Below are 26,440 nucleotides of genomic sequence, written 5' to 3' on the forward strand. Positions count from 1 at the left end.
TATCATAACACAAAAGAGAACACTTGTTCACAGGGCGGGAAAACGGAGAGAATAATAAGTATTCGAAGCGTAAAAGAAGCGCTCATCTTAAAATGAGCGCTGTCTCTTCTATTTTGTCAACGCATGTTCTACTTTAATACACCGGTTCATGATGACAGTCATTCCAGCTTCTTTTGCTATATTGTATGCTTCTTCATTTTCTAAACCAAGCTGGGCCCAAAAGATGTTAGCATCTGTTTCTACAGCCTCTTTCGCCACTGCCGGGAGGTGTTCGCTTCTTCGGAATACGTTTACGATATCAAACGGTTCGTTGACGTCTTTTAAAGAAGCGTAGGCTCGTTCTCCAAGGACTTCTTTCGCTTTTGGGTTAACCGGGATAATCTTATATCCCGCTTCTTGCATAGCACTGCTGACTTGATAAGAAGTACGTTCCGGGTTATCTGATAATCCTACCACTGCAATGGTTTTATTATCTTTTAATATTTCACCAATTTCGTTACGGGATGGATACGGAAAGCTATCCATGGTACATCATCCTCCTTCGTTTCTATACAAGGTGACCATCGGTAATCCAGTTCGACTACTTATTGTTTCCCCCGTATGAATGACTGACATTCCTTTTCGATTAGATAGGCTTCTCCATTATTTAGTAAATTAACATCATCCATTACATTTTACCATACCCTGGTGTATAGAATAAGGACGGATTGAATGACTGTTCTGTAAATTATCAATCACAAACTGTCTCGGAGTTCTTCGTTTCATAAAAAATTCAATAATATCGCTCCTATATATGACGGTGCGAAAAAATAACCTTTCGATCCGTGTTTTTGGAACGAAAGGTTTTCTAACGTACTACGTATTGACTTGCTTTTTATGTCAGGAACGTGGTTTCAAGTAAAACTCCCAAGCTTTATTTAAGTCTGTCTTCACTTGGGTAAGTGCCTGATCGGGGTATAGACCTGCCTGTGACATGTTATATCGTTTTTCTGCATTGTCTAACGCTTTTTCTATTTTACGCAGACATTCAAGCTGATGTTGATTTTGTATTTTCTCCAAACCCATTCCCTCCTCGAAAATACTACTTTTAAAGCGTATCCATTCAAGAAGGGGATTATGCCTATTTTTTACGTATTCTTTTACCCCAAAATTGATAATAGTCCGTTTTTATATTTCCGTTATAGAGCTTTCGTTTTTTCGTCGCTTTTTTGCCATATAAGGACTCAAATTTTTCATTTGATGTAATAATATACACCGACCATGTATCTAATGGGCGCAACGTTTGCCCCAGCTGTTTGTATAGTTGTTCTACTTTTTCCTTTTCGCCGATTCTTTCACCATACGGAGGGTTAGATACGATGCATCCACTTTCTTTTGTTGTTGTAAAATCGGATGCTTGCATTTGCTTAAATGATAACACTCCATATAGTCCTGCTTCTTTGGCATTTTCTTTTGAAAGCTCAATCATCTTGTGGTCTATATCCGTACCTATAATTTCGAGTGGTTGATCGTATTTTGCTACGTCTTCCGCCTCTTCATGTGCCTTTTCCCAAATGTCGCTTCCGAGCCAATTCCATTTTTCAGCCACAAATTCACGATTGAACCCAGGGGCAATATTCTGTCCCATTAGAGCTGCTTCGATAGGAATGGTTCCTGAACCGCAAAATAAGTCTGCAAATGGTCGGTCTGGATGCCAATTGGTAAGCATAACTAGTCCGGCTGCTAATGTCTCTTTTAGAGGGGCTTGGCTATGAAGCGGACGATAACCACGTTTATGCAGCCCAGGTCCTGTGGTGTCGATAGTGAGTTGTGCCTTATCTTTATGAATGGCTATTTCAATTTTATAGAGAGGTCCATCTTCTTGAAACCAATCCGTATGATACGTTTGTTTTAAGCGTTCGACAATTGCTTTTTTTACAATGGCTTGGCAGTCTGGTACACTATATAACTTCGATTTCACGGAACGACCGGTTACCGGAAATTCCGCATCGCTTGGTAAAAATTCTTCCCAAGCCACGGCTTTTGTTTGTTCGAATAACTCTTCAAAAGAATAGGCGGGGAACTCTGCCATTTTTATCTTCACACGGTCAGAAGTTCGAAGCCATAAATTTGCACGCGCGATAGCTTCTAGCGGTGCTTCAAACTCTACTTTTCCATTTTCAACCTTCATGTTCTCTCCGTAACCTAATTGTTTTACTTCTTGTGCGACAAGGGATTCAAGACCCATAGTGGCAGTTGCGATAAGAGTCACCTGTTTATTCATGGCTTTGCTCCTTTTTTTAAAAGATAAGAAAACATTCATGGAGTGATGTCTAGCTTCAGGCGCCATCGGCTCGAGGTCGCTTCAACCCGCACTGTGGCGGCAAGCCTCCTCAGGCTCACAGTTGAATGTTCTTTTGCTAAAAGCGCAAACGTCAGGTATGGATCTTTTGCTAACTTCGCAAACGTCCTGTTTGCAACGCAAAAGTCAACGCATCCTGCGTAAGCCAACGCAAAAGTCAGCACATCCTGTGCAAGGCAGTTCGATGTTGTCACAGGAACTTCCGCAGGAGGCGGTGGCTTCTACGTTGCCCACACGATGTGGGCGATCTTAGTAGAAGTTCCTTTTTCTTTAGTCGAACTTCCTTCTCCAGCGCTTGTCGCCGATAGGCGGGCGCCTTGCTCTTTTCTTGGTCTTTCTCTCTAGTATGTATAAAGCGTATCATTCTTTTACTTTGCTTGTGAATTTCTCCTAATGAAATGTTGCTGAAATAAAAAAAACCCCTATTAAGGGGTTGTCCAGAGGCCGAAAACATTCTAGTAAGCCATGTTCTGTCCCTTTGTGCTGTTACGGTTATTCACCTCGCACTCCGGTGGCAGTCATCTATCTGCAAAGCATTATGCTCTGCCCTTTCTTTCCGTTTTATTCCTTCAGAAAGGCGCCCCTACCAATATTTGGGTTTCTCGCTCGAGGGGTTTACCTCGTTCCACCCCGCTTGTTTCCAAACGGGCTCCGTCACTGTGGCACTTTTCAGGGTAATAAGACCATATCCTAAGGACACAGGTCTATTCCCCGCCGTCAGTCCAGCGGTACAGCCGGACTGCCCTGACTTATTGTTTCGTCAGGCACGAACACTACAGTCATCTCAGACTGTGCGAGCATGGACTTTCCTCTGCGTTAAAACGCAGCGACTGCCAGAATGTTTCCAGCTTCTTTTTTAAGCCAAGTGCTATTATAGCTTGTTTGTATGCTTTTGACAAGCACCCTTTAAAAAGAATTGTTTCCTCTTTTCCCTTCTGATTCCATTTCGTTTCTTTTGGTGTACTCTTGAATGGCTTGTTTTGCTAACTTATCAGCAGCTCGATTTTGCTTCGAAGGGATCCATTTTAAGAAGCAAAGTTCAGAAGAATCCATCCGGTTGAGAATTTCCAGTAAATACGGACGGAACATTGACTTTTTCGTATGGCGTTTCTCCACTGCTTCGTCCACTAGTTTTGAATCTGTATTAATGGAAATAATGTTCCAATCTCTCGTTTCGCACAGTTTTAGAGCTTCGAGAACAGCAGCAAACTCTGCTTCATGGTTCGTCATTGTACCTAAAGGTATAGAAATAAATTCATTTTCTCCCTCGTCTGGCTGCACGAAAATCCCAGCACCAGCATAACCCGGGTTTCCGGCGCTCGCTCCGTCTACAAATATTCTTACCAAGCTACTGTCCTCCTGTTCAAAAGTCTAACTCCTCTAAGTATGGAATGTCCTGCCTCGCTTGTTTGATGGTGTCACGATCAATAAACGTGGTCAGAATCTGCTTCTCATGAGAAGAGGCTTTAGTAACTACGTTTCCATATGGATCACACACTTGACTTTGTCCACATGCAGTCGAATGTATCGTATTCGCCCCGACTACAAAACATTGGTTATCTAATGCGCGGCAAGGAAGTTGTACGTTCCAGCGGGTTTCCGCTTGATTGCTCCAGACAGAAGGGCAAATAATAATATCAGTCTCTTTTTTTGCCAAAGTACGTGCCGGTTCAGGGAATTCTATATCATAGCAGACAAGAAGACCGATTTGCCCAAATTGTGTAGGAAGGGGTTCATAATTTTTTTCTCCAGGGGTAAATATGTATTTCTCCTTCCCCCAGAGCTTAGACTTGCGGTAAAAATGCAGGGTATGATTCTTTTCATCTACGAATCCGCAAGTAATAAATAGATGATTTCTATCACGTTCAGGGAAAGAAAAAACAATGCCGCCTTCCAATTTACGACTCAACTCTCTAAAGAAGCGGACGGGACGTGAATCTCTCGTCGCTGGTGCGGCAAGGGAGTAGAAAGCAGCCTTGCTTAAAAAATATCCACTCCAAACAAGCTCAGGAAATACTAATAGACTGACTTCTTTTTTCTTAGCTTCTAAACAGGCATGGAGACAGCGGGACTCATTTTCATCAATATCCCCGGCGGAAGAGGGAATTTGGGCGATCCCCACTTTATATTTTCTCTTATTCATACAACTTCTTTCCAAATACCTCTTTCTCAAGGTTGGACAAGCGTTTCAAAATATCATAATTGGTTCCGGCGCTAGTTTGCGTTTGATAATGATCGGTAACAGTTGTCTCACTTTTGGGGCTGTTTGTTGCAACAGGTCCTTTATGTTGCTTTGTTTGTTCTAGTTCGGTTTCAAGATCTCTAATTCTCTCATTAAAAGCTTCATAGTCTTGTATAATAAGATCAAGAAATTGATCGACTTCGTCTTTATTGTAACCTTTCATGCTTGTTTTAAAATCTTTATCTAATATTTCTTTGGCAGTTAAACGAATGTTTTCCATTCTTCGGCTCACCCCAAAATTTAAGAAAAAGTTATTTTTCCTTCATTTTTTCAAAATATTGCAGAAAAGTCAATTTTGTTGTCTTTACTCTAAGAAATCATGATGGGAATTCGCTTCCTCTACAGCTTCTTGTAATTCATCTGGCGTTATCCAATAAATGGGATAGTTGTCTCTTTGAGAGCGGCGCTCGGCGGCTTCGAGATAGTACTTAGGTGTACCGGGTTGTTCCTCATTATACATCAAGAGTAAAGCATCTGTTTTCATAATGATAAAGTCATTTTTAGCACGCAGCTGGCCCGGGTTTTCATACTCTCGTTTCGATATGGCTTCTGTAAAATCTGCTTGCTGCAACAGGGCATGATAACGTTCTTGAGCATCTTCCGGCCAAATTTTCTCTTGGTTCAGAAAGGGAGGAAGCACAGCTAATTTTAAATGAGGCCATTCCTCTTTTAATTGGATCACTGTTTCAGCTGTCCATTGTTCTACGCCAGGCTGTCCGGATAACACTACCCATTCGAGACCTTCGTCCAGAAAGGCAATCAAACGCTTCTTGATTGTATGTTTAATGTACTCTATTTCGGGAGCGTCTCTTCTGTATATCCCCAATTCATTAGGTTTGTATCCTGTTATTGCTAATACTTTCACACGATCCCTCTTTCGCTAAACATGACGTTTCATATTTTAAAGAACAGCCGGCACATAAATACCGGCTGTAACGACCCTTGTCTCATTATTATTCATTTACTTACGCTTGAGAATACCCTTTTTGCCTAAAATGAGTTGTTCGAGGACCGACTCCTCTCTCAGGCCGTAGTATCAGTGGATACACCGTTCCGGGCGTTAGGTGGATGGTACATAGGATTTCTTCCATGTAAAATACGACAAAGCACTCCATCTCAACAGAATTTTTTGTCGGAAGTTTCCCTAATGAGGGAGATAAAGAAAGATTTTGCGCTTGCCCGGGAAATAAAAGAAATATCACGAAGGTGGTATTTCCCGTTCAATTTTCTTTTGTAATCGAAGCCTCCGCTTTGTTATATCATCTCTTACATTCGATTTATCAGGCTGAATGTATTTAATGAAATGGAGAGCTTTTTCAGGATCTTTCACCCGGTGTTCATAGTATTTAGCGAGCTCAATCGCTGCTTCATATTGATGCATCCCTGGATGACGAAACGCCCATTCGAAGTAATACATTGCCTCTCTTTCTTGTTTCTGCTTCTTTAAAGCCCTTCCGACTCTAAGACTGCTTTCTTGTTTTATTTCCTGATTATCACTTGCTTCAAACACTTTTCGATGACACCACTCTGCTTTCTCCCATTCGTTCAATTGCTCATACCATTTACCGATTTCCATTCGTTCTCTGCTACTCGTCCCCTTCGCCAGCACTCGTTTTGATAAATCGATGTATAGTGTGATCAAAGAAAGTACATCCCATTCGTTATGTTCAAGGACCCCTTCTATATACTCCGGATGCTGTTCATGCAAATAATCAAAATACAGCATAGGTGCTAAGTAACCGGGAGTATCTTCTACTCGTTCGACTCCTAATATTTCTTTCTCTACTATCGATAACTTACAAGAGGGTAAGCGGTGGCGCAGGAGTCGACGAGCAGCATGCAAAAGGTCAAAGTGACCAAAAGGAGGCAGTTTAGGTACTTCATTTCTTACGAAGGTGTGTCGTGTCTTTACTTGAGGCCAATCAAATGCCTTTCCGTTGTACGTCACGAGGTGATGCGTAGAACGGGTTTCGGATAGAAAATAATAGTAAAAAGCAGCTTCGGCTTCTGGTCCAGGCAAAAAATATTGGTTCACTTTAATTTGATTATCATCATATGCAGCGCTTCCTAATAGAAATATTAAATTACCTGCCCCACTGTTTAGACCTGTCGTTTCCGTATCAAAGAAGAGGAAATCTTCGGGTCTTCTTTTTTCTGGGTGGAGCGGATGATGAGATAACTCTTTCTCCCATAAGTGACAGACGTCAAATATTTCACGAAATGAATAATTTCCGTGTAAATGATCAATAGGATAAGTGACCTCTCGTTTCATAGTATATTCCCCATCTAAAAATAAAGGATAGGCATTTAATTTTTCCCATTCCTTTGCGTAAGGGAGCTCTTCATGCCTCGTGATATCACGATTCATTTCTTTGTCTATCAGTTCAGGTGTTTTTTTTGTTTCAACAGGAGTCCCCATGTGATGCTTCATACGTTTTAATTTATTTTTTAGTTTCAACAGGAAATCTCTCCTCTAATTGTCGAAGAAGACGATTAGTTGTCCACTTCACTTCTTCGTCCAAATTCACATCAGACCCTGTACAAGAGGGACATCCCGACGTACAAGGGCAAGAGCGGAGTAATTCTTTAGCCTGTCTCAAAAGAGAAGACAGTGATTGAAATAATGTTTTGGATAAGCCGATGCCTCCGGGATAACGGTCATACATAAAGATCGTCGGTTTCTCGGAATGAGTCGCTTTCATTTGAGGAACGACATGTAAGTCACTTTGATCACACATGACATGAACAGGAGCTACTTGACGGATCAAATGAGCGAGTCCCATCAATGCCTGTTCTAATGATTCTCTGTCAAAATGCTGTGTAATTTCGTCTGAAAGACTCAGCCAACAGGCATTAGTATGAAGTTCTTCTTCTGGTAGATGAATCGAGCCTGAGCCGATATTTTCAAAAGTAGATAACCTTATTTTTTTGAATATAGTCGCTTTAGCATTAACCATAACATCGCCAAATGCGGTTTCAAGGCCGGAATGATTGCAGCTGTCGTCTTCATCTAATACCTTTAATTCCACTGCTAAATTAGCATCTGTAAAGTATTCCACTCGAACTTCTTCTACGTATGCTTTTCGTTCTTCCCAATCTAACTCTTCTACTTGATATTGAATTCCCTGATGTAAATATATTGCTTTCTCATGGAGTAAGGTCATGGCGCTGAAGCGGTCCATTTCCCCAATCACTTTCACATCAGACTTAGTAGTCTGGTCTATGATCACTACGTTTTCTTGAGAGGCAGAACGTAAACTTATTCCATGAGCGGGAAACGTGTCATTCATCCAGTACCATTTACGACCGCGGTGATGAAGAACTTGTTCTTCTGTAAGAAATTCTAATATCTCTTCTACTTCTACTCCGTCAAATGTCTCCCCTTCTCGGAAAGGGAGTTCAAATGCGGCGCACTTCAAGTGGTCAGATAATATAATTAGATTATTAGGATCAATTCTAGCTGTTTCTGGATTTTGGCTTAAAAAGAAGTCAGGATGTTGAATCATATATTGATCAATAGGCGCTGAGCTGGCAACGAGAATCGTTAACGATTCTTCCTGCCTTCTTCCTGCCCTGCCTGCTTGCTGCCACGTGCTTGCGATAGATCCCGGATAACCTGTCATAATACAAACTTGTAGTTGCCCTATATCCACCCCGAGTTCTAAAGCATTGGTACTCACAACCCCCATTATGTCGCCATTACGGAGTCCTTTTTCGATATCACGTCGTTGTTTTGGTAAATAACCGCCTCTATACCCACGTATTGTGCTAGGACCGAGTTCTTTTTTGATTAATTCCTGTAGATGACTCAATATAACTTCAACACGGACACGGCTTTTAGCGAACACAATCGTTTGAATTTTTTCTTTTAAGAATAGGGAAGCGAGCTTATTCACTTCGGACGTGGCACCTTTTCGGATATTTAATGCTTCATTTACGATGGGCGGGTTATAAAAAACAAAATGTTTTTTCCCGCGGGGAGCGCCATTGTTATTAATTAATTCAAATGATTCCCCTGTTACGGATTCAGCGAGCTCACTTGGATTAGCAATGGTCGCCGATGTACAAATGAAGACAGGATCACTGCCATAATAGCGAGCAATGCGCTTTAATCGTCGAATCACATTTGCTACGTGGCTGCCAAATACACCTCGGTACGTATGCAATTCATCGATTACAATGTATTTTAAATTCTCGAAGAGAGAAACCCATTTTGTATGATGAGGTAATATAGCAGCATGTAACATATCTGGATTCGTGATAACAATATGACCGGCTTTTCGAATCACTTGTCTAATGTTAGGCGCTGTGTCTCCATCATAAGTGAAGCTTTTTACAGGAACGCCCATGTCATCTATAAGTTCATTTATCTCGCTTTTTTGATCTTGAGCAAGTGCTTTCGTCGGGAATAAATATAATGCTCGGCTGCTTTCGTCTTTTAGTATAGATTGAAGCACAGGGAGATTATAAGAAAGCGTTTTACCAGAAGCAGTTGGAGTGACTGATACAGTATGTTTTTGATATAGCCCGCTAAGCTCCAAAGCACTTTTTTGGTGCGTATATAAAGAATCGATTCCTTTGTTCTTTAAAGATCGTATAATACGGTCATCGAGATAATCTGGGAACGGCACTTCTTTAGCAGGTTCCTCCGGAATGGTGTGCCAATGGGCAATATTTCCACTCAGATCCTCATCCGACCGCATCCAATCGATCAGTTGAGCCATATTTCTTTTATGCATGTCTGTTCACCTCTGTACGTATCATTTTAGCGAATATACGTTTGATTTCCAATATGTTTAAGAAACTAGATAATAAGAAAGCAATAGGTGAACTGTTATATGTAAAAGTGTGTATACAAAAAAACAATAACGGTATCCCGTTATTGTAATAATACAGAGCCTATCCTGTTTTACCATTTAATGATTTTCGCACCGTTATCTTACTGTGTAATAGTCATTAATCATTTGCAAAACGCTTTTTTCTTCTTTAACAGGGGTAAATCGGCGTTCGTTTGATTTTTTTTCTGGGCGTTTCATTCCAACCACTCCTCATTGCTGTTTTATGTTGTTTTTATTATATCCCTGTGTTATAAAACAGTCAATAGTTTTTTTGAGAAAAATTATAACAAAAAGCCCAACAGTTTTATTTCTGTTGGGCCTGTAATAAATCAGAATTACATATGAACCTCGACGTCGGCTTTCTTGCGAAGATCATCGATGATCTTTTCTATTTCTTCATTTTCTTTTTGGGCTCGAAGCCGATTCTCCAGCTGAGGCTTCATTTCCTCATAGGAAGGAAATTCTGGTATGTTTTCCCCTTCCCCTTGCATTTCAGTCATTTGATCATAGCTCTCTTTAATGTCCTCTTCAGGTATTTCTATCTCGCCTGTTTCTTCTGCAACTAGTTTTTCAACTTTTATCTGAGTTTGGATGTCTTCGATGAGATCTTCTTCTGAGACATTGCTTGATTCGAGTGCTTCTTCATACTGTTCATCTGATTCAAACTGTTCTTTTAGTGATGCCAGCTTTTCGTTTAATTCTTCGTCGGATGCTTGTAATTCTCGCTGACTTGCTTCTTGGATGAGAAGCTCCTGACCGATCATTTGATCAACGATTTGCTGTTGAATTTGTTTGGCCATTTCTCCATTTTCATCTTGTTCTTCATCATACATCCCCTGCATCGCGTAATTATTTAACGTTGATACGTAGATGGGTTCAAATTGATCTTTTGTAATTTCACTCCCATTTACCTCAGCGACAACATCAGGGATACCTTCTAAATCTGGATCTGGCATTTCCGGTTGTTGGTCCATTGTTTCTTCTTCGTTTTCACTTGCTTCTTCACTCATATTCTCTTCTTTATCTGCTGTTTCTTCCCCACCACACCCTGTAATCAAAGAGACAGATATGGCAGTGGCGAGTCCCATTATCCAGTTTTTTTTCAAAAATGAAACCCCTCTCTAATTATCCTTTTATTGTTATGTAGTGTAACATACTCGAGATACGTGTATGACTATGTATGTACGTATTAGATGAAATAGAAAAGAGGTACCTATTAGGATGGTACCTCTTTCAATACATTAACAATTGCTAGGTGTATCATTCATCACAAGCCCTACTTTACCGTTCTCCGTCAGGCCTGTATCTAAAGTGACATTTTCTACATGTGGCACAATTTGTTCTTCAATAGCCACGTCAATACCATTAATCTCTTTTTTAACATCGGATTCTTCCGGCTCATCCAGAGCCAGTCCCAGTTTAGGGCCTCCTCAGCCATAGCCAGAGAATACTACCCGGAGAGTACTAACATTTTGTTCTTTCATTACATCTTCAATATACTCTTTAGCTTTATCAGTAATTTGCATGTTTCTCACCTCTTTCTAAGCTCTATACTTATTGTAGATCATCCTTTTATATTTGGAAAGGATTCAGCACATGGAGTACGTTACTTATTAGGGCGGCTTGCGTTCCAATATTCTTTAAAATGGTGACCGCTGATGCCTTTAATTATATGCCTGTCAAAGAAATGGGTGAGCCAGCTAATGAGGTGCGGCAAGTGCTCTGGACCACTTAAGCCATCTACATACGTGTCTATCCCGTCAAAATCAGAGCCAAACCCAGTAATTCTTAAAGCTCCCAATTGGTCCAACCGTTCTAGATGGCGTGCAATATCCGCATAAGTTGCTGATTCTGTTCCATTGAGGAAAAGGGGATAAAGTGTCAACCCAAGGAATCCTTTTTTGTGGGCGAGAGCTTTAATTTGGTCATCAGATAAATTTCTAGGGTGATTACAAATTGATTTTACATTGGAATGAGTGACGAGGACTTGATCGGCCCAGTCTAGTACATCCCAAAAGCTTTTTTCGTTTAAATGAGAGGCGTCCACGATAATATCATTTGCATTCATCCACTGAATCATTTCTTTCCCGGCTTCAGTTAAACCATATTGGTTTGGCTGTGAACTACCGGCAGCAAGATCATTTTTTTCATTCCAGGTCAAGCTTATTATCTCTACTCCTTTGGATTTTAACCACTCCCATGATTTCCAGTCGTTTGCAAACATTCCGGCTCCTTCCAATGATAAAATGGCATGAGTATTTGCCGGTGAAGTTAGTGAGATCCGTTGATATGGCTTCCATTCTATGGTATCTTCTACAATAATTTTATTTTCAAATAAGTGTACTTCTTCCTGAATTTGCTGTCTTTGTTTTTGTATGGATTGGCGTGGTGGAGTAAACAACGCGAAATTTTGTACATTGATGTTTCCTCGCTCTAAAGAATATTTATTTACTAGCGTATGTGCATTTTCAGTAAAGGAGTGATTTCCAGTCTCACTCATTTTCCACAAAGCATCACAATGAATATCTGCGGTGAACATATCATTTTCCCCCTTTTACATGCTTACTTGTAAGCATATGTAAGAAGAGGATTTTGAGTACATACACCAATTTTCAAAGGCTCTTCATTTACATGAGAGCGCGTATAAGCCACAGAGAAAAGTACTCGCTTTTCGCCAACGAACGACCCGCCTCCTTACATAGAGCGTTTCGACGGTTCGCATGTTTTCTCTTTTTCATGGTCTATCTATCATCACATCACCACATTAAGTATAGAGGCGTACATGGATAAAGACAGAAAAAGAAATGCCTACCCTTATCACAAATACAAAAACTTGTAAGTGTGAAACTGGTAGGCATTCCTATCGGTGATTTAGTGAAACATTTATATTATACGAGAAACGGCAATGGGCGATATACGATTTTAACGTCTTCTGGTATAATCCCTTCCGTCTTTGCTGTTAGTAAATGTCTGTACATTTTCTTCCCTGCTGTTGCGTTAGCGGAATGTATGGTAATTCGTTCCGGAAAGCGTTTCAACTGAAGCAGGAATAAAACGACTTCATAGCCATTTTTTTGATGGCTTCCTAAGTCATGGTCCAGAGACAAATGTGAGACTGGTTCCTCCTCTTGCAGTAATAGTATGCATTCTTCTGCCGTTTTCACAACAATATGATCAGGAGGGCCCGGTCGCATATCATCAAGAAATATATTGCGCCTGTCCATGATAACCCCTTTTGCGATGTAATTCTTGTCTCATCGCTATTTATTTTGATTAAGTATATCACAGAAAGACAATAATTACCACTATATTTCCATTTTTAGTCTTTTTAACACATGTTTCATCTGTTCTTCCTGTTGCGGGGGGAGATCTTGTTCATTCGCCGTCATCACATACTGTGCTGTGTTTAGATATTCACTGCGAAGGTGCTCCCACTCTCGAAGCAAAAACAATTTATAGTGCTCTGCCATAATCTTATGATATCCCTCTACAAATTCACTCCCATAGGGTCTAAGCGCTTCTTCGAGCTGTTCTTTAAACAATTTGGTTTGTTCTCCTGCGAAAAACTCTTTGTAGGATTTAAACTGGTTTAAGAAAGGTAAATCACCACTATTTATTGGAGCTTCACTGTGGATATCAAATTCGGGAAATTCCTCTACCTTCAATGTAACAAACTCTTCTTTTAATGGATGCGGTAAATGAGAAGTCATGGTGCTTTGAATATGTGACCAGTGCTTCTGAATAAAATATTCCATCCTAATGATCGTAGCTCTTATTTCTTGTGTGAGCTCATGGAAAATAAAATTGATTAATTCATTGGTGTATCGATAAATTTGATGTTGAAAGTCTGCCTCTTCTATGCGAGCAATATTAAATATTTCTTTATATTCATCATAATACCTGTAAAACACCCGTTGCTTTACGTAAAATAACAGTTCTTCCAGCTCTTGCATGATTCGTTCCATATCTAACTCAAAAGGATAAGTTTCCAAGTAATCGTGAAATTGAATCAGTTCTTCTTTTCTTTGTTGTTGAAGATGATGTCTTTCTTTTCTATCTAGATGAGCGGTATGAATTTTATCTTCTAATAAGTGAACTGCTTGACGAATCTCTTGATCTGCTTCTCTTATAATCAATTCATCTAAAGTTTTTATAATAAAGTAGCGAAAATTACGCAAGAACCCGTTCATCCCAGAGGTTTCTAAGCTGTCTTTTGTTGCAAAGTTTGTATCACTGTTTATAGCCATCTTCCCTGATACAGGATACACCTGCGGGTTCCGAATACCGAATTGAATAAGTTCTGTTTTTACATAATCAAGGACCTCGTTTAATTCCGTATGACTTTTAGCGAGGTCAGAAGCATTGACCAGGAACAACATTTTATCATAAGAAAAATATTCCTTTGTCCTCCCTAATTGTAATAAAAACTCTCTATCGGCTTTTGAGAAAGAATGGTTATAATAACTTACAAATAAAATAGAATCGGCTTCCTTCATTTCTTTAAAAGCTACTTCGCTGTGTCGCCGGTAAATCGAACCGGCGCCTGGTGTATCTGTTAATAAATATCCTTCGCGAGTAAATGGAGAATCAAAATAAATTGTAACTTCTTTCATCAACATAGCTTCTTCCTCTGTGGACGCTAAAGTAGCATAGTGATGAATATCGGTGATGGTTTCGTTTCCTAAACGTGAATAAGAATAGTGGTAATTGTCATAGTACTGATTTAATAAATGAATCTCCTCTTCGGTAAGGATGCGAAATGGATCTGGTTGTTGTTCTTCTTTTTCCCCTGTCGATTCCTTTTCTTCATTTCTCTCGTCTTTTTGCTCGTTATTCTCATCCTGTTCCATTTTCTCCTCGAGAAGTGCGTTCCAATCTTCAATAGAAGATAAGGTAACACTCGCAGGTCTAATAATATCATTCATATCCTGAAGGATGTCTTGACTCGTTTTATAAATAATTTTTACTGTTTTATGCTCATAACATACATCTGGTGCTTTTATATATTGGATGGAAGCCGTTGTCGGATTAGCTGCGACTGGAAGAATTTTTTCCCCTAATAAAGCGTTGGCTATTGAAGATTTACCAGCACTAAAAGCTCCAAACAAAGCAATCTTATATTGCTTCCTCTGCAGTCTCTCCAGTCGTCGATTCAGTGAATGTTTAATGTTCGTTAGACCTGGCGCTTCATTTAATAGATATAATGCATGTTCTATCCGGTTAGAATGATCTTCTATAGCTTGGGAGAAACTGTTACTATTGAATTCATTTGTATTTTCCCTGCTGTCACTGTCTGTGTAATAGGACCTAATATCGATCTCAGATTGATGATACAGCGGTTCTGGCATAGGAAGAGAAGCAGGAGATTGAGAAAAAGTGGATGAGGGAAGAATCTTTTTACAGGCTTCTAGTCTTTGGATGAATTCTTTAACAAAAGAGGTAAGCTGTTTATAGTTTTGGTTCCATTCTTCCCACGTTGTCCGTAATTGTTGAAGCCGTCCCAGCTTCGTGCGTAATGTTGAATTTTCCGTTTCAATGACTTGATGTAAATGCTTTTTCAGTAACGGAAACAACTGAATAAGACTTGCTTTGTATTTTTGCCGTATCTCGTCAACTACTGTTTTACTGTAAGTTAATACGTATTCCTGGGAAAATAAAGCTCCTCTTCTTTCAGCTTGCTGAAGTAATGTTGTGTCTGCTTTATGCTGCAGTGACATAATCTCCTCTTGAAAAACATGCGCATTAATTCCGTATTTTCTCAGTATATCTTCTATCGATTGTCGTAAATGTATGTCAATATAGTTTCGAATGTTTTCATTTAAGCTATGTAAAAGAACGGACTGACGACGATGCTTTTCTTTAGTTGTTTTTTTGTTTTTAAATAATCCTTTTATACGAAACGTTGCTTGTCTCGATTCTAAATAGTCTCGTATGAAATTCCGTGTATGATACGGAGTGAGTTTAGCATTCGCAAATATAAGATTGAAAGCTTCGATGAGATCTTTTTCAATAAAGTTAGACCAATGAGGTACTTCCTCTAAAGTACGTTGTATGTGATATATTTCTTCTATTAATGTAGTGAAATTTGAATAAGCTAATATTTGATTCTGCTCCTCTTTAGCCGGCCGTATAGAATGATCGATATGAAGAGCTAATGTTTCTATCTCCCTGTATATTCCTAATGCAGTTGTTTGCCGTACCTGTTCACTTGGCTGATCTTGGGAAAATAATTCATGCATTAATTGGTTCCAGTCGTCTTTCGATATAGCTGGGTTTGTAGCCGATAAATATAAAATATTTCTCAGTGATATATTGTGCTTTGCAATGCTGTCAAGTATTTTCTGTTTGTATTCAGAAAAGGACAGTTCTGAATTATTATGTTTATCAATTTGATTGATTATTAATGTGGGATATATATATTTATCATTTAATTGTTGAAGAAACGAAAAATTTTCGCTCGATTCCACTTGTTGATAGTCCACAATATAATAAATACTATCTGCTTCTGTAAGACGTGATTGGGCGGCTAAGTAATGAGCATGATCAGTCGAATCAATTCCTGGTGTATCGATTACCTCTAAATTAGCAGGAAAATGTTCGACGGGAAGCTCCATAAATATTTCCTCAATGTTTTCTGAATTTGTAAACCATTCATCAGAGAGATCATGAAGAGAGAGCGTTTGATATCTTTCACTGTTAGAAGCTTTATAAGTTGCAGAAAAAACATCTCCCTTACTGATATGAACCACATTCGCACTCGTAGGGATGGGGTGTGAAGGGAGAAGGTCTCTTCCAATAATTTGATTTAATATAGTTGATTTCCCAGCTGAAAAGTGACCGCAAAAAACGGCGGTACGCCGCTCTTTTTGAATCTTATGTAATAAGCTGTCCAAACGGGCTGACGTGTCAGGAGTATCATATATTTCACTTTCCCTTTTTACATCATTCACTATATTTAACAACTCATCTTTATCAAAACTGTAATTATTGAATAAGTCATTTCGTTGTTCAAGGGTGAGAAATTCAGATGTAATGTTATAGATAAACTTACACCCCCTATAATAGGAAGTCTTTTTCGTAAAGATAAGAATACGGTATATCTGCAAAGACGTACAACTGATCATTTAAGGGATAGGAGTATGTTCGGATTCTTTCTTCTCTATGTATATCAGTATACAAATCAGAAAGCATTCCTTTTTGTTCATACTGCAATCGTACGATATTTTCTAAAAAGTAAGGCCGCCAGCTCCAATTTCGGTAACGCTCTTCCACTCTGTATTGCCATACACCCTTTTCATCTTTGAGCGCGTTCCCTGACTGTTGAATACCTTCCTCATTACAAATGTACACACGGAAGCTATAATCACTTAACACAGAAGCAATTTCTTTTGTAACTTGATCAATATCTGAAAAATCTTTGTTATTATTCAAGTAATTCTTTAGCCTTTTTGTCAATGTATCGGTTAAAGCAATTTGTGACTTGATTTTCTTTTTCTCAAAGCTGAGGAATCGGTGGAAGTCTTTGTTTAACGCTTGTGTAAAGGATTTTTTATCTAAAAACGTTAAAGACTCTTTTGATAGGTAACTGCCTTGGTAATATCTCGCTCCGTGCCTCCAAGCATAATTAAGATGGGTAAACTCTTGTATATTTTGAAAAAGAAGAGAAGCACCAATTTTTCTTGAAAGACTCGAAAGTGAATGCAACACTTCGGTTAGTACACTTGGAAACGGAGAATTCCCTATAGCGTGTAAATCGACTTTGATAATATCAGGCTGTAGTAAGGCGATCTCATCCAATTGCGTGGAGCTTGTACCAACATCATCCAATGCTACTTTTACTTGCAAACTTTGAATATACTGAACGAAGTGTTTTAAATTAGATACATCCCCTTCAAATTGATGTTCTTTTAACTCGATCACCATCTTCTCAAAAGGTAAACCTTGAGATTTGAATACTGATAAACGATCAATAAATTGTTCTATATTCTCGGGCACGACTAAATTCGGGTTGAGACTAAAAAAAAGTAACTCTGAACGGTTTTCGTGCAAATATTTTGATACAGCTACTTGCTTAATATGATCATCTATCTCTTGACGGTAATCATCAGGAATCGAATTATCTGCAAAGAAAGGATGAAGATCTATCCATTTTTCTCCCTCGCCTTTTACTTTACCACTAACCCTGTAACCTTCAATTTCTTGTTTATCTGCACTTATGATCGGCTGATAATAAGGAACAGCTTTATCTTTGTTCATTACAATATCTAAGGCATCCATTCGCATCACCTTTTCTAGACAATATAACAATTATATCATGAGCGGTAAAATTGGAAAAAGGTCTGGGTAAGATCTTCATCTTATCCCAGACCTTTTATATTCTTAAAAGATAGGAAAGTATAACATTCATGGATGATGTCTAGCCCCAGCGCCCAGACGCTCTGGAGGCCCACAGATGAATGTTCTTTTGCTAAAAGCGCAAACGGTCCTGTTTGCAACGCAAAAGTCAGCACATCCTGTGCAAGCCAGGTCGGTGTTGTCTCAGGAACCTCCGCAGGAGGCGGTGGCTTCTACGCTGCACACACGAGGTGTGCGGTTTTAGTAGAAGTTCCTTTTTCTTTAGCCGATCTTCCAACTCGGTACAGGCAATGAAAGAAAGAGCACCTTTCTTTGCTGCTCCTCCAGAGCCTGTCGCGTCTGAGCAGGGCGCTTGCGCTTTTCTTATGCGAAATCGTAAGGAGTTTCTTGATACACATAGTAGTTTAGCCAATTAGTAAATAGCAAATTGGAATGTGCTCTCCATCGAAGCGGAGGCTTTTTCTCAGGATTGTTATCAGGAAAATAATTTTCTGGAAGTTCTGTATTCAATCCTCTTTCTCGATCACGTACAAACTCATCTCCTAATGTTTCACGATCATACTCGCCATGACCCGTAACAAAAATCTGTTTCCCACTTTTCTCTGCAATAAGGTACAATCCCGCTTCATCCGATTCTGCTAGAATATCTAACGCTTCTACTTTTTCTACATCTTCTTTTCTAGTTTCCGTGTATCTAGAATGAGGAGCTATAAAGACATCATCAAATCCTCTAAGTAGGTTATAATGCTGGTTTTGAACACGGTGCTCAAAAACACCAAATTGTTTCTTGTCTAAACGGTATTTTGGGACGCCATAATGATAATATAAACCAGCCTGTGCTCCCCAACAGATATGGAGAGTAGAAGTAACGTTGGTTTTACTCCAATCGAGAATGTGAGTCAGCTCATCCCAGTAATCTACTTCCTCAAAAGGGAGTGTTTCCACAGGAGCCCCTGTAATAATCATCCCGTCAAATTTCCGATTGCTGACTTCATCAATTGTCTTATAAAATGCTGCGAGATGTTCAACCGGAGTATTTTTTGATTGATGAGTATTGGGATGGATAAAGGAGACGTCTAATTGTAAAGGAGTATTACCAAGCATTCTTAGAATTTGAGTCTCCGTCTGTTCTTTTAATGGCATTAAATTTAATATTAGTATCTTGAGTGGGCGTATATCCTGTGTGTAGGCACGACTTTCATTCATGATAAATATATTTTCTTTTTCTAATATGTCTTTAGCAGGCAAATGATCAGGTACTTTTATAGGCATACGAATCTATTGCTCCTTCGCTATACTCTGTTTCGTTAATTTAGTGATCTTTAATACTTAAAGTTATCATGAAAAATACAAATTAGCAATAACATTATGACTTGTCCCTGCTTGGAATGGCCTCCAACAATTCTAAAGCTAACCTTTCAGATATTGTACTTACGCCTAGTGGTTCTGGGTGACGTCCATATTCCTCATGATGGAAATCGGATCCTCCAGTACGTAATAACTTTCTTCCAGATTGTACTTCCCAAATTTTCATCTTTTCTTCATAGTAAAGAACGGTTTCTTCATTGTGATCTCGATGGTAAATTTCAACTCCATCAAGATGATAGTGGTGTATCCACTGTTCTATTTCGTTATCTAAGTTGTAATAAACAGGATGAGCTACGACAGCCAAACCGTTAGCACGATGAATCAATTGGATTGCTTCTAGTGGTGTCATTTCCTCTGCTTTTTCTACATAACAAGGTTTACCTTCAGCAAGATAGTATGCAAACGCCTCGTCCATGTTATGGACAAACCCTTTTTCTATTAACGCTTTGGCAATATGTGGCCTTCCGATACTGCCTCCATCTGTATGCTTCGTAACGTCTTCTGGCTTTAACGAAATATCGACGTCTTTCAGTTTTTGAAGAATAGAGTGAAGACGTTTCTCACGAAGAATTCGCTGTTCGGCTAATACATCTTGTAGTTCTTGATGGTTTATGTCTATTCCATATCCAAGCATATGTACATTTTTGTTCTGTGCTTTAGTGGAAAGTTCAATTCCATTAATTATGGTTATTTGGAGAGATGATGCTGTTTCTTTTGCTTCTGCTATACCTTCCGTTGAATCGTGATCGGTAAGGGACACGATGGATAGTCCAGCTTTTTTGCATTTATGCATTAAATCAGACGGGGAATATCCCCCGTCTGATGCTGTCGAATGCATATGTAAGTCTGCTTTCGACATATTATCTTCTCCTTTATTCGTTGTCATTTACATCCACATTTAAATCCCAAGTTGCTAATCCAACTCCCGAGTGGTTCGTGTAGGTGAATTCATAGTGGGAGGATGGTTCAACTGGAAAAGCTAACGTACCTCTTCTTAATCCCTCAGGGCGTAATTGACCGCCAATGAGCCGTTGATCGTCATAATTAGATTCATTTTCAGAGGCATATCCCTTTTCGTTAACAACTAACGTGTTAAATAAAGGAATTTCTTTCGATTGATCTGAACGATTGAAGAATGAAACATCTACTACGACATACAGTTGATCTTCTTCTTTTGTAGTATAAGCTTCATGAACAGTTATATCAAAATGATGAACATTATCTGTTTCCCCGACTTCAAGCAAGTGTTCTGAATCTGCCGAAACCATTTGAGAAAATTGGTCTTCTGGTACAATAGCTTGCTGGGATTGTATATACATTCCACAAAAAATACCTAAGATTAGTATGAGTCCAAGCAGAAGATAAAATCTCTTGTCCATTGTCTGTCCTCTCCCATTCAAATGAAATCGTTCACAGATACGAGCGATTTCGGAATGATGCTATACTATTTCCACCAATCATCGTAGATATTTGCAGGCATTTGTCTTTTGTGTTCTGTTAAGGTGTACATGTTTATTAACTTTTCTTTCACTTCCGTACTAACATTTTTTCCTTCTAGGAAATCATCAATTTCATTGTACGTAATGCCGAGCGCTTCTTCATCAGGTAAGCCAGGCTTATCACTTTCGAGGTCAGCTGTCGGAACTTTCTCATACGTACTGGGAGGAGCTTGCAATTCACTTAAAAGAGTCTTACCTTGTCTTTTATTTAATCCCACTAACGGTGCGACATCACATGCACCATCCCCATGCTTAGTGAAAAAACCTGTAATAGCTTCAGCAGCATGGTCAGTACCGAGTACTAAACAGTTGAATTCTGCGGCTACATCATAATGAACCTTCATTCTTTCTCTAGCTTTTGTATTTCCTTTATTAAAGTCACTCATTTTTTTGCCAGTGGCCTCTTCAAAAGCCCGCTGAGCTCCATCTACAGCTTCTTGAATATTGATAGTATACGTTTCAGTGGGTTCTATATAGTTTAAAGCAGCAACAGCATCATCTTCATCAAACTGCTTTCCGTATGGAAGACGCAGTGCTATAAATGTATATGTGTCTTCTTCCTCATTATTCAACTCATCTACAGCCATTTGAGCAATTTTTCCCGCAAGTGTTGAATCTTGTCCTCCGGAAATGCCTAAAACATAGCCTTTTGCGCCTACTTTCTTGGCATATTCTTTCAGGAAATTTTTTCGGTCTTCGATTTCTTGCTGTGGATCAATAGTAGATTTCGCTTTTAATACATCAATAATTTTTTCTTGAGTTACTCTCATGATTATTCCCCTCCACTCTGATACGGGTTAGCAAGTCATGGTTATCTTTTACCTGTGCTGTTCAAGTTTAAACTCTTGATTCCAGTTGAAATCGGGCAATTTGGTCCGTTTTATTTTCTTCTTTTAAAATGTACAACTGTTTTTCACCCAGTAGGTCAAAATGTGGAAACCATTCGCGGTAATGGATCCATTCTTTCTTCAAGCCGTATTTCTGACCCCATTTTATAAGGGTCGATAGGTCACTACACGCAGCTTTCGTAACGGTAGTACAATCGGGAAAGCGTTCGTCATACCAGTAATGAGTAATGAACGCTACTTCTCCTTTACTAGCGAGTTTTTTCCATGATTCTAGCTCGGAACGTTTAATACCAAACGCCATGTATTTCCCTTCCTTCTCTTCTTTATACCACAATAATATAACGACGTCTGCATAAAAGTCGATTGAAATCGATCTTTCACTTATCAGCAGTTGAACTTCTGCTAAAAACGCAAACGTCCTGTTTGCAACGCAGAAGTCAGCACATCCTGTGCAAGTCAGGGCGCTTGCGCTTTTCTTGTATGTGTTCAATCTTTTTTCTTATGTTTTTCGTATTCATCGTGCCATATGGGAAGGTGCTTCTTTATTGATATAGGCCGGAATGAGTCTTTTCTTACACACACGTGACTGCTTTTACCTGTAGCACATAACTTATTATCTTCATTTCTTATTTCATATCCATAAACTACTCGCAGCCCATCGTAATGATCAATCCATGTTAATAGTCTGACTGTTTCTCCATAATGAGCGGGGGCTTTGTAATCCAGATTAATGTTAATTACCGGCGAAAGAATGCCTTCTTTTTCAAGATCACTATAATCAAAACCAAGTTTTTTTATGAGGTTTGTCCGCCCTAACTCACACCAAATGATATAGTTAGAATGGTGCACTACTCCCATTTGATCAGTTTCGGCATACCTGACTTCGATGTCGGTTTCAGTTATTAGCATTAGATTTTCCCCTTTTCTTCGTATTAAATAGTATTATTAATCAGATACGAAAATGAATAGTGCTGCTTTTATGACAAAAGGTTGCCTTAGTAATAGTTTAACGTATTTATATAAAAATGAAAAAGCTGCCTCTTTATTAAGAAACAGCGCTCACCAAACAATTTTTTTAATAAACCATCGGCTTGAAACAATAAACCAGGCTCCCATGACCCCTCCCATCGTATTTAAAAGGACGTCATCAATATTAGCAACCCGATACGTAAATATGAATTGGTTAACCTCGATAAAAGAGGATAACAAAACAGATAAAAGAAGGACGTACCACACACTAGATAAAGAGCCACGAAACCATAAAGAAATTAATATTCCAAAAGGAATGAACATGAGAAAGTTTCCACCCAAAATGAGTATCGGATCATACATGTCTGGACTGTAAACGGCAATACGATAAATACTTTCAAATAACGTTAGATTGTAATTTCTGCCACCGGGGCCGACCGGTCCGTAAGAAGATCCATAATTCCAGGCAAACAAAGTGACATAGAATACTAAGATTAAGTAAATAACCAGTAATGTAAAGATCACTTTGTTCCAAGAAAAATGAACGATCGGAGTCTTATTCTTATTCTTATCCATTGAGAGATTGCTCATCTATGTCTCCTGCCTTTGTGATCTTCTACTATCTTATTATCGTTTTTCTTTTATTAATAATCAAGAGAAAGTAGAAATCACACTTCGACAAAAGAAGACCCAATCAGGGAAACTAGAAATCGGATATAAATATTGGTCTGCTCTGATGAACTTATATTGATTTTAATTAGATACTCGTCGTACCGTTCTTTTCTTTTCCCATTTCTCTTCAATTTTCTCTAGTTCAGTTGGGTTATTCATAATTTCCTTCTTGTTTTCCTCTAATAAATTCTTCATTGAAACTCTTTTCTTCTGAAACATTTTAGGTCTCCTTTCTGAAGATATTTTCAAAAAAGTGGCTTTAGTTCTGAAACTCATGCTGCTAAAAACGATCTTTTTGAGTGATGTCTAGTGAAATGTTCCTAGTAATAACATTTGCTTTTAGTTCTAACTTGCTTGTTTTATAATTTTTGACAAATTTTAATTTTATTATACTTGTTAAATTACAGTACGTGAAATTTTATGAATGCTTAGTTACGATATCTGTTTTATGTTTCTGTGCTCCTTTTTTGCACCTCGTTCAGCTAACCACAAAAAAAGCCGGATCTGTCATAGATCCGGCTAAAACAATCTCTATTTCTTGCTTCTTTCTTCTGCAAGTTTATTACGAAGTACCATTTGGAGAATGCCGCCATGACGATAATAATCAATTTCTACGTCACTGTCGAAGCGGACAATTGCTTCAAACGTCTTCTTGTTCCCATCTTCATCTGTTGCTTCAATCGTTACAAGGTCACGAGGCTTCACATTGTTATCAACTTTTACATTGAACGATTCTTTGCCTGTAAGGCCTAGTGATTCAGCACTATCCCCTTCTTTAAATTGAAGCGGCAGTACGCCCATCAAAACCAGGTTACTGCGGTGAATTCTTTCAAAGCTTTGTGCAATCACTGTTTTGATGCCTAGGAGATTAGTTCCTTTCGCAGCCCAGTCGCGGGAACTTCCCATACCGTAGTCTTCGCCTGCGATAACCATTAATCCAGTATTATCTTCCTTATACTTCATTGCGGCATCATAAATAGCCATCACTTCACCGTTTGGCCAGTATGTCGTGTACCCGCCTTCGGTTCCTGGTGCCAATTGGTTTTTAATTCGAATGTTAGCAAACGTACCCCGCATCATAACTTCGTGGTTCCCCCTGCGGGATCCATAAGAGTTAAACTGAGATGGCTTTAACCCTTTTTCCATTAAATATTTACCTGCCGGGCTGTCTTTTGCAATGGAGCCCGCTGGTGAAATGTGGTCCGTTGTTACAGAGTCTCCGAACTTACCGATCACGCGCAGATCATTGAGGGCGTGAATATCTTCTGGTTCCTCAGACATTTCTTCGAAAAATGGCGGATTCTGAATGTATGTGGAATCCTCATCCCAATCATATAACTCGGGACTCTCTTCAGGTTGAAGGTCATTCCAACGATCATTATTTTCAAATACGTTTTCGTACTCTTTTTTAAATAACTGAGGTGAAACGTTTTTATTAACAAAATCCTTCACTTCAGAGGCAGATGGCCAAATATCTTTAAAGTAGACGTCATTTCCATCCTTATCCTTACCGAAGGAATCATTGTACATATCAAAATTAACATTACCAGCAAGCGCGTATGCTACAACTAGTGGCGGAGAAGCCAAATAGTTAGCCTTTACTAGCGGATGAATACGGCCTTCAAAGTTTCGGTTACCACTTAGAACGGAAGATACCAGCAAATCACTATCCGCTATTGATTTTTCAATTTCTTCCGGAAGCGGTCCACTGTTTCCGATACAGGTAGTACAACCATACCCAACAAGGTTAAATCCGAGTTCATTTAAATATGGCATTAAACCGGAATCTTCCAAGTAGCCCGTAACAACCTTGGAACCAGGAGCAAGAGAAGTTTTCACATACTCTGGTACTTCCAAGCCTTTTTCAACTGCTTTCTTTGCCAATAATCCTGCACCTATCATGACATAAGGGTTGGATGTATTGGTACAACTTGTAATTGCAGCAATTGCTACTGCCCCAGTTTCCATTTCGGAAGTTTTTCCGCTCGGATGCGTGACAGAAACTTTTTTCTCTACTTCTTCTGGAGCTAGACCAAATCCTTGGTTACCTGCCGGTGCAGTAAGCGCTTCATTGAACTTGTTTTTCATTGCAGACATTGGAATTAAGTCTTGTGGACGCTTTGGACCAGACAGACTTGGTTCAATAGCTCCAAGGTCTACTTCCACTACTTTCGTAAACTCTGGGTCATCTTGTCCTGCTTGGTAGAATAGCCCGTTTGCTTTGCAGTAATCTTCTACTAATTGAATGTGTTCTTCTGAGCGGCCTGTAAGACGTAAGTAGTTAAGAGCTTCTTCGTCTACAGGGAAGAAACCACAGGTTGCACCGTATTCAGGAGCCATATTTGAAATAGTGGCGCGATCAGCTAATGGCAGCTCTTGAAGTCCGGGTCCGAAGTACTCAACGAATTTACCTACAACATTCGTCTCACGGAGTACTTGAGTTACCTTTAGGGCAATATCTGTTGCTGTTGCTCCTTCAGGCAAAGTACCATTTAAGCGTACTCCAATCACCTCTGGAGCAGGGAAATAGGATGGCTGTTGCAGCATTCCTGCCTCTGCTTCAATACCACCAACACCCCAGCCCAATACGCCAAGGCCATTAATCATTGTTGTGTGGGAGTCCGTACCGACGAGTGTATCAGGGTAGGTCTCCACTTCACCATTGTCTGTCTCATTCGCGTGTACGACGGAAGCAAGATATTCCAAGTTAACCTGGTGAACGATCCCCGTAGCAGGTGGAACAGCGCTATAATTATCAAACGCTTTTGTTGCCCAGCTTAACAGCTTATATCTTTCTTCATTTCTTTCAAATTCTAATTCCATATTTCTGCGCAAGGAATCATTTGTTCCAAATGTATCAACTTGCACAGAGTGATCCACTACGAGATCAACAGGAATCGCAGGGTTGATTTGTTTTGCATCTCCACCGATATCAGCCATCGCTTTACGTAAAGATGCTAAATCGACAACTGCAGGCACACCTGTGAAGTCTTGCAATATTACTCGGGATGGTTTAAATGGTACATCCTCGTTACCACCCTTGTCCGATCCCCAATTTGCGAGACTTTCTACGTGCTCTTTTTTAATTACTTTTCCGTCCAACTGTCTTAGTACAGATTCAAGTAAAACTTTGATTGAGAATGGGAGCTTATCTGTATTTCCTACTCCCGCTTGATCCAATGCTTTCAGGTTATAATAATAGTACGTTTTACCATTCGAAGTAAACGATTGGCGAGCATTGAACACATCTTGCTTTTCACTCATATGTAGTCCCTCCTCATAAACTATGATATAACAGGCTGAGAAAA

General features: G+C 39.3%; 24 protein-coding genes and 1 other RNA gene. All 25 read right to left on the reverse strand.

What is annotated here, in order from left to right; translation table 11 throughout:
* Positions 1–108: 108 nt before the first annotated feature.
* Complete coding sequence (locus BM095_RS02535; RefSeq protein WP_091656956.1) at positions 109–525, reverse strand: CoA-binding protein; 417 nt, start codon at positions 523–525, stop codon at positions 109–111.
* Positions 526–879: 354 nt separating this feature from the next.
* Positions 880–1,059: a hypothetical protein gene (locus BM095_RS02540; protein WP_091656959.1), complete on the reverse strand. Its 180-nt coding sequence runs from the start codon at positions 1,057–1,059 to the stop codon at positions 880–882.
* Positions 1,060–1,120: 61 nt separating this feature from the next.
* Entirely contained in the window at positions 1,121–2,263 is a 1,143-nt protein-coding gene (locus BM095_RS02545; RefSeq protein WP_091656962.1) for a THUMP domain-containing class I SAM-dependent RNA methyltransferase, read from the reverse strand.
* A gap of 532 nt (positions 2,264–2,795) precedes the next feature.
* Positions 2,796–3,182: RNase P RNA component class B (gene rnpB / locus BM095_RS02550), an RNA gene on the reverse strand.
* 65 nt (positions 3,183–3,247) lie between these two features.
* Positions 3,248–3,688, reverse strand: a complete 441-nt coding sequence (locus BM095_RS02555) for a reverse transcriptase-like protein (RefSeq protein WP_091656966.1) — start codon at positions 3,686–3,688, stop codon at positions 3,248–3,250.
* A 16-nt stretch (positions 3,689–3,704) separates the two neighbouring features.
* Positions 3,705–4,484 (reverse strand): nitrilase-related carbon-nitrogen hydrolase, encoded by a 780-nt coding sequence (locus tag BM095_RS02560; protein ID WP_091656969.1) that lies wholly within the window; start codon positions 4,482–4,484, stop codon positions 3,705–3,707.
* A complete protein-coding gene (gpsB, locus tag BM095_RS02565; RefSeq protein ID WP_091656972.1) occupies positions 4,477–4,803 on the reverse strand; it encodes a cell division regulator GpsB in 327 nt (108 codons plus the stop codon). The genes BM095_RS02560 and gpsB overlap by 8 nt, the downstream gene beginning before the upstream one ends.
* Before the next feature lie 84 nt (positions 4,804–4,887).
* Entirely contained in the window at positions 4,888–5,448 is a 561-nt protein-coding gene (locus tag BM095_RS02570; protein ID WP_091656975.1) for a DUF1273 domain-containing protein, read from the reverse strand.
* Between the two features lie 333 nt (positions 5,449–5,781).
* A complete protein-coding gene (locus BM095_RS02575; protein WP_091656977.1) occupies positions 5,782–7,041 on the reverse strand; it encodes a ribonuclease H-like domain-containing protein in 1,260 nt (419 codons plus the stop codon).
* Positions 7,025–9,322, reverse strand: a complete 2,298-nt coding sequence (locus BM095_RS02580; RefSeq protein ID WP_091656980.1) for a DEAD/DEAH box helicase — start codon at positions 9,320–9,322, stop codon at positions 7,025–7,027. The genes BM095_RS02575 and BM095_RS02580 overlap by 17 nt, the downstream gene beginning before the upstream one ends.
* Before the next feature lie 434 nt (positions 9,323–9,756).
* Positions 9,757–10,527, reverse strand: a complete 771-nt coding sequence (locus BM095_RS02585; RefSeq protein ID WP_091656983.1) for a SurA N-terminal domain-containing protein — start codon at positions 10,525–10,527, stop codon at positions 9,757–9,759.
* Positions 10,528–10,662: 135 nt separating this feature from the next.
* Positions 10,663–10,947, reverse strand: a complete 285-nt coding sequence (locus BM095_RS16930; RefSeq protein WP_456061738.1) for a HesB-like (seleno)protein — start codon at positions 10,945–10,947, stop codon at positions 10,663–10,665.
* Positions 10,948–11,027: 80 nt separating this feature from the next.
* Positions 11,028–11,960, reverse strand: a complete 933-nt coding sequence (locus BM095_RS02590) for a dipeptidase (protein ID WP_091656985.1) — start codon at positions 11,958–11,960, stop codon at positions 11,028–11,030.
* 349 nt (positions 11,961–12,309) lie between these two features.
* Positions 12,310–12,645 carry a cyclic-phosphate processing receiver domain-containing protein gene (locus BM095_RS02595; protein ID WP_091656987.1) on the reverse strand — a complete coding sequence of 112 codons (336 nt, stop codon included), beginning with the start codon at positions 12,643–12,645 and terminating at the stop codon, positions 12,310–12,312.
* A gap of 81 nt (positions 12,646–12,726) precedes the next feature.
* Complete coding sequence (locus BM095_RS02600) at positions 12,727–16,371, reverse strand: dynamin family protein (RefSeq protein ID WP_177194663.1); 3,645 nt, start codon at positions 16,369–16,371, stop codon at positions 12,727–12,729.
* Between the two features lie 106 nt (positions 16,372–16,477).
* Positions 16,478–17,698, reverse strand: a complete 1,221-nt coding sequence (locus BM095_RS02605; protein ID WP_177194664.1) for an EAL domain-containing protein — start codon at positions 17,696–17,698, stop codon at positions 16,478–16,480.
* Between the two features lie 441 nt (positions 17,699–18,139).
* Entirely contained in the window at positions 18,140–19,048 is a 909-nt protein-coding gene (metA, locus tag BM095_RS02610; protein WP_091656995.1) for a homoserine O-acetyltransferase MetA, read from the reverse strand.
* 94 nt (positions 19,049–19,142) lie between these two features.
* Entirely contained in the window at positions 19,143–20,003 is an 861-nt protein-coding gene (locus tag BM095_RS02615; protein WP_091657858.1) for a PHP domain-containing protein, read from the reverse strand.
* A gap of 13 nt (positions 20,004–20,016) precedes the next feature.
* Positions 20,017–20,523, reverse strand: a complete 507-nt coding sequence (locus BM095_RS02620) for a DUF4352 domain-containing protein (RefSeq protein ID WP_091656998.1) — start codon at positions 20,521–20,523, stop codon at positions 20,017–20,019.
* 65 nt (positions 20,524–20,588) lie between these two features.
* Positions 20,589–21,413 carry an ammonia-dependent NAD(+) synthetase gene (gene nadE, locus BM095_RS02625; RefSeq protein WP_091657000.1) on the reverse strand — a complete coding sequence of 275 codons (825 nt, stop codon included), beginning with the start codon at positions 21,411–21,413 and terminating at the stop codon, positions 20,589–20,591.
* Between the two features lie 67 nt (positions 21,414–21,480).
* Complete coding sequence (locus BM095_RS02630; RefSeq protein WP_091657861.1) at positions 21,481–21,792, reverse strand: hypothetical protein; 312 nt, start codon at positions 21,790–21,792, stop codon at positions 21,481–21,483.
* Positions 21,793–21,977: 185 nt separating this feature from the next.
* Positions 21,978–22,400, reverse strand: coding sequence for an acyl-CoA thioesterase (locus BM095_RS02635; protein WP_091657003.1), 423 nt, complete (start codon positions 22,398–22,400; stop codon positions 21,978–21,980).
* A 150-nt stretch (positions 22,401–22,550) separates the two neighbouring features.
* Positions 22,551–23,051: a VanZ family protein gene (locus BM095_RS02640; protein WP_245757781.1), complete on the reverse strand. Its 501-nt coding sequence runs from the start codon at positions 23,049–23,051 to the stop codon at positions 22,551–22,553.
* Positions 23,052–23,213: 162 nt separating this feature from the next.
* Positions 23,214–23,351 (reverse strand): FbpB family small basic protein, encoded by a 138-nt coding sequence (locus BM095_RS16310; RefSeq protein ID WP_143083170.1) that lies wholly within the window; start codon positions 23,349–23,351, stop codon positions 23,214–23,216.
* A gap of 312 nt (positions 23,352–23,663) precedes the next feature.
* Entirely contained in the window at positions 23,664–26,396 is a 2,733-nt protein-coding gene (acnA, locus tag BM095_RS02645) for an aconitate hydratase AcnA (RefSeq protein WP_091657004.1), read from the reverse strand.
* Positions 26,397–26,440 lie beyond the last annotated feature (44 nt).

This window comes from Alteribacillus iranensis, assembly GCF_900113025.1.
In the GTDB taxonomy this organism is placed as follows: domain Bacteria; phylum Bacillota; class Bacilli; order Bacillales; family Marinococcaceae; genus Alteribacillus_A; species Alteribacillus_A iranensis.

Excerpts from the sequence above, each read along its gene's own strand:
- BM095_RS02560 (WP_091656969.1), bottom strand. The coding sequence starts at position 4,484 with ATGAATAAGAGAAAATATAAAGTGGGGATCGCCCAAATTCCCTCTTCC.
- BM095_RS02635 (WP_091657003.1), bottom strand. The coding sequence starts at position 22,400 with ATGCTAATAACTGAAACCGACATCGAAGTCAGGTATGCCGAAACTGAT.
- BM095_RS02615 (WP_091657858.1), bottom strand. The coding sequence starts at position 20,003 with ATGTCGAAAGCAGACTTACATATGCATTCGACAGCATCAGACGGGGGA.
- BM095_RS02595 (WP_091656987.1), bottom strand. The coding sequence starts at position 12,645 with ATGGACAGGCGCAATATATTTCTTGATGATATGCGACCGGGCCCTCCT.
- nadE (WP_091657000.1), bottom strand. The coding sequence starts at position 21,413 with ATGAGAGTAACTCAAGAAAAAATTATTGATGTATTAAAAGCGAAATCT.
- BM095_RS02580 (WP_091656980.1), bottom strand. The coding sequence starts at position 9,322 with ATGCATAAAAGAAATATGGCTCAACTGATCGATTGGATGCGGTCGGAT.
- BM095_RS16310 (WP_143083170.1), bottom strand. The coding sequence starts at position 23,351 with ATGTTTCAGAAGAAAAGAGTTTCAATGAAGAATTTATTAGAGGAAAAC.
- BM095_RS02535 (WP_091656956.1), bottom strand. The coding sequence starts at position 525 with ATGGATAGCTTTCCGTATCCATCCCGTAACGAAATTGGTGAAATATTA.
- BM095_RS02545 (WP_091656962.1), bottom strand. The coding sequence starts at position 2,263 with ATGAATAAACAGGTGACTCTTATCGCAACTGCCACTATGGGTCTTGAA.
- BM095_RS02630 (WP_091657861.1), bottom strand. The coding sequence starts at position 21,792 with ATGGCGTTTGGTATTAAACGTTCCGAGCTAGAATCATGGAAAAAACTC.
- BM095_RS02640 (WP_245757781.1), bottom strand. The coding sequence starts at position 23,051 with ATGAGCAATCTCTCAATGGATAAGAATAAGAATAAGACTCCGATCGTT.
- BM095_RS02605 (WP_177194664.1), bottom strand. The coding sequence starts at position 17,698 with ATGGATGCCTTAGATATTGTAATGAACAAAGATAAAGCTGTTCCTTAT.
- metA (WP_091656995.1), bottom strand. The coding sequence starts at position 19,048 with ATGCCTATAAAAGTACCTGATCATTTGCCTGCTAAAGACATATTAGAA.
- BM095_RS02620 (WP_091656998.1), bottom strand. The coding sequence starts at position 20,523 with ATGGACAAGAGATTTTATCTTCTGCTTGGACTCATACTAATCTTAGGT.
- BM095_RS02590 (WP_091656985.1), bottom strand. The coding sequence starts at position 11,960 with ATGTTCACCGCAGATATTCATTGTGATGCTTTGTGGAAAATGAGTGAG.
- gpsB (WP_091656972.1), bottom strand. The coding sequence starts at position 4,803 with ATGGAAAACATTCGTTTAACTGCCAAAGAAATATTAGATAAAGATTTT.
- acnA (WP_091657004.1), bottom strand. The coding sequence starts at position 26,396 with ATGAGTGAAAAGCAAGATGTGTTCAATGCTCGCCAATCGTTTACTTCG.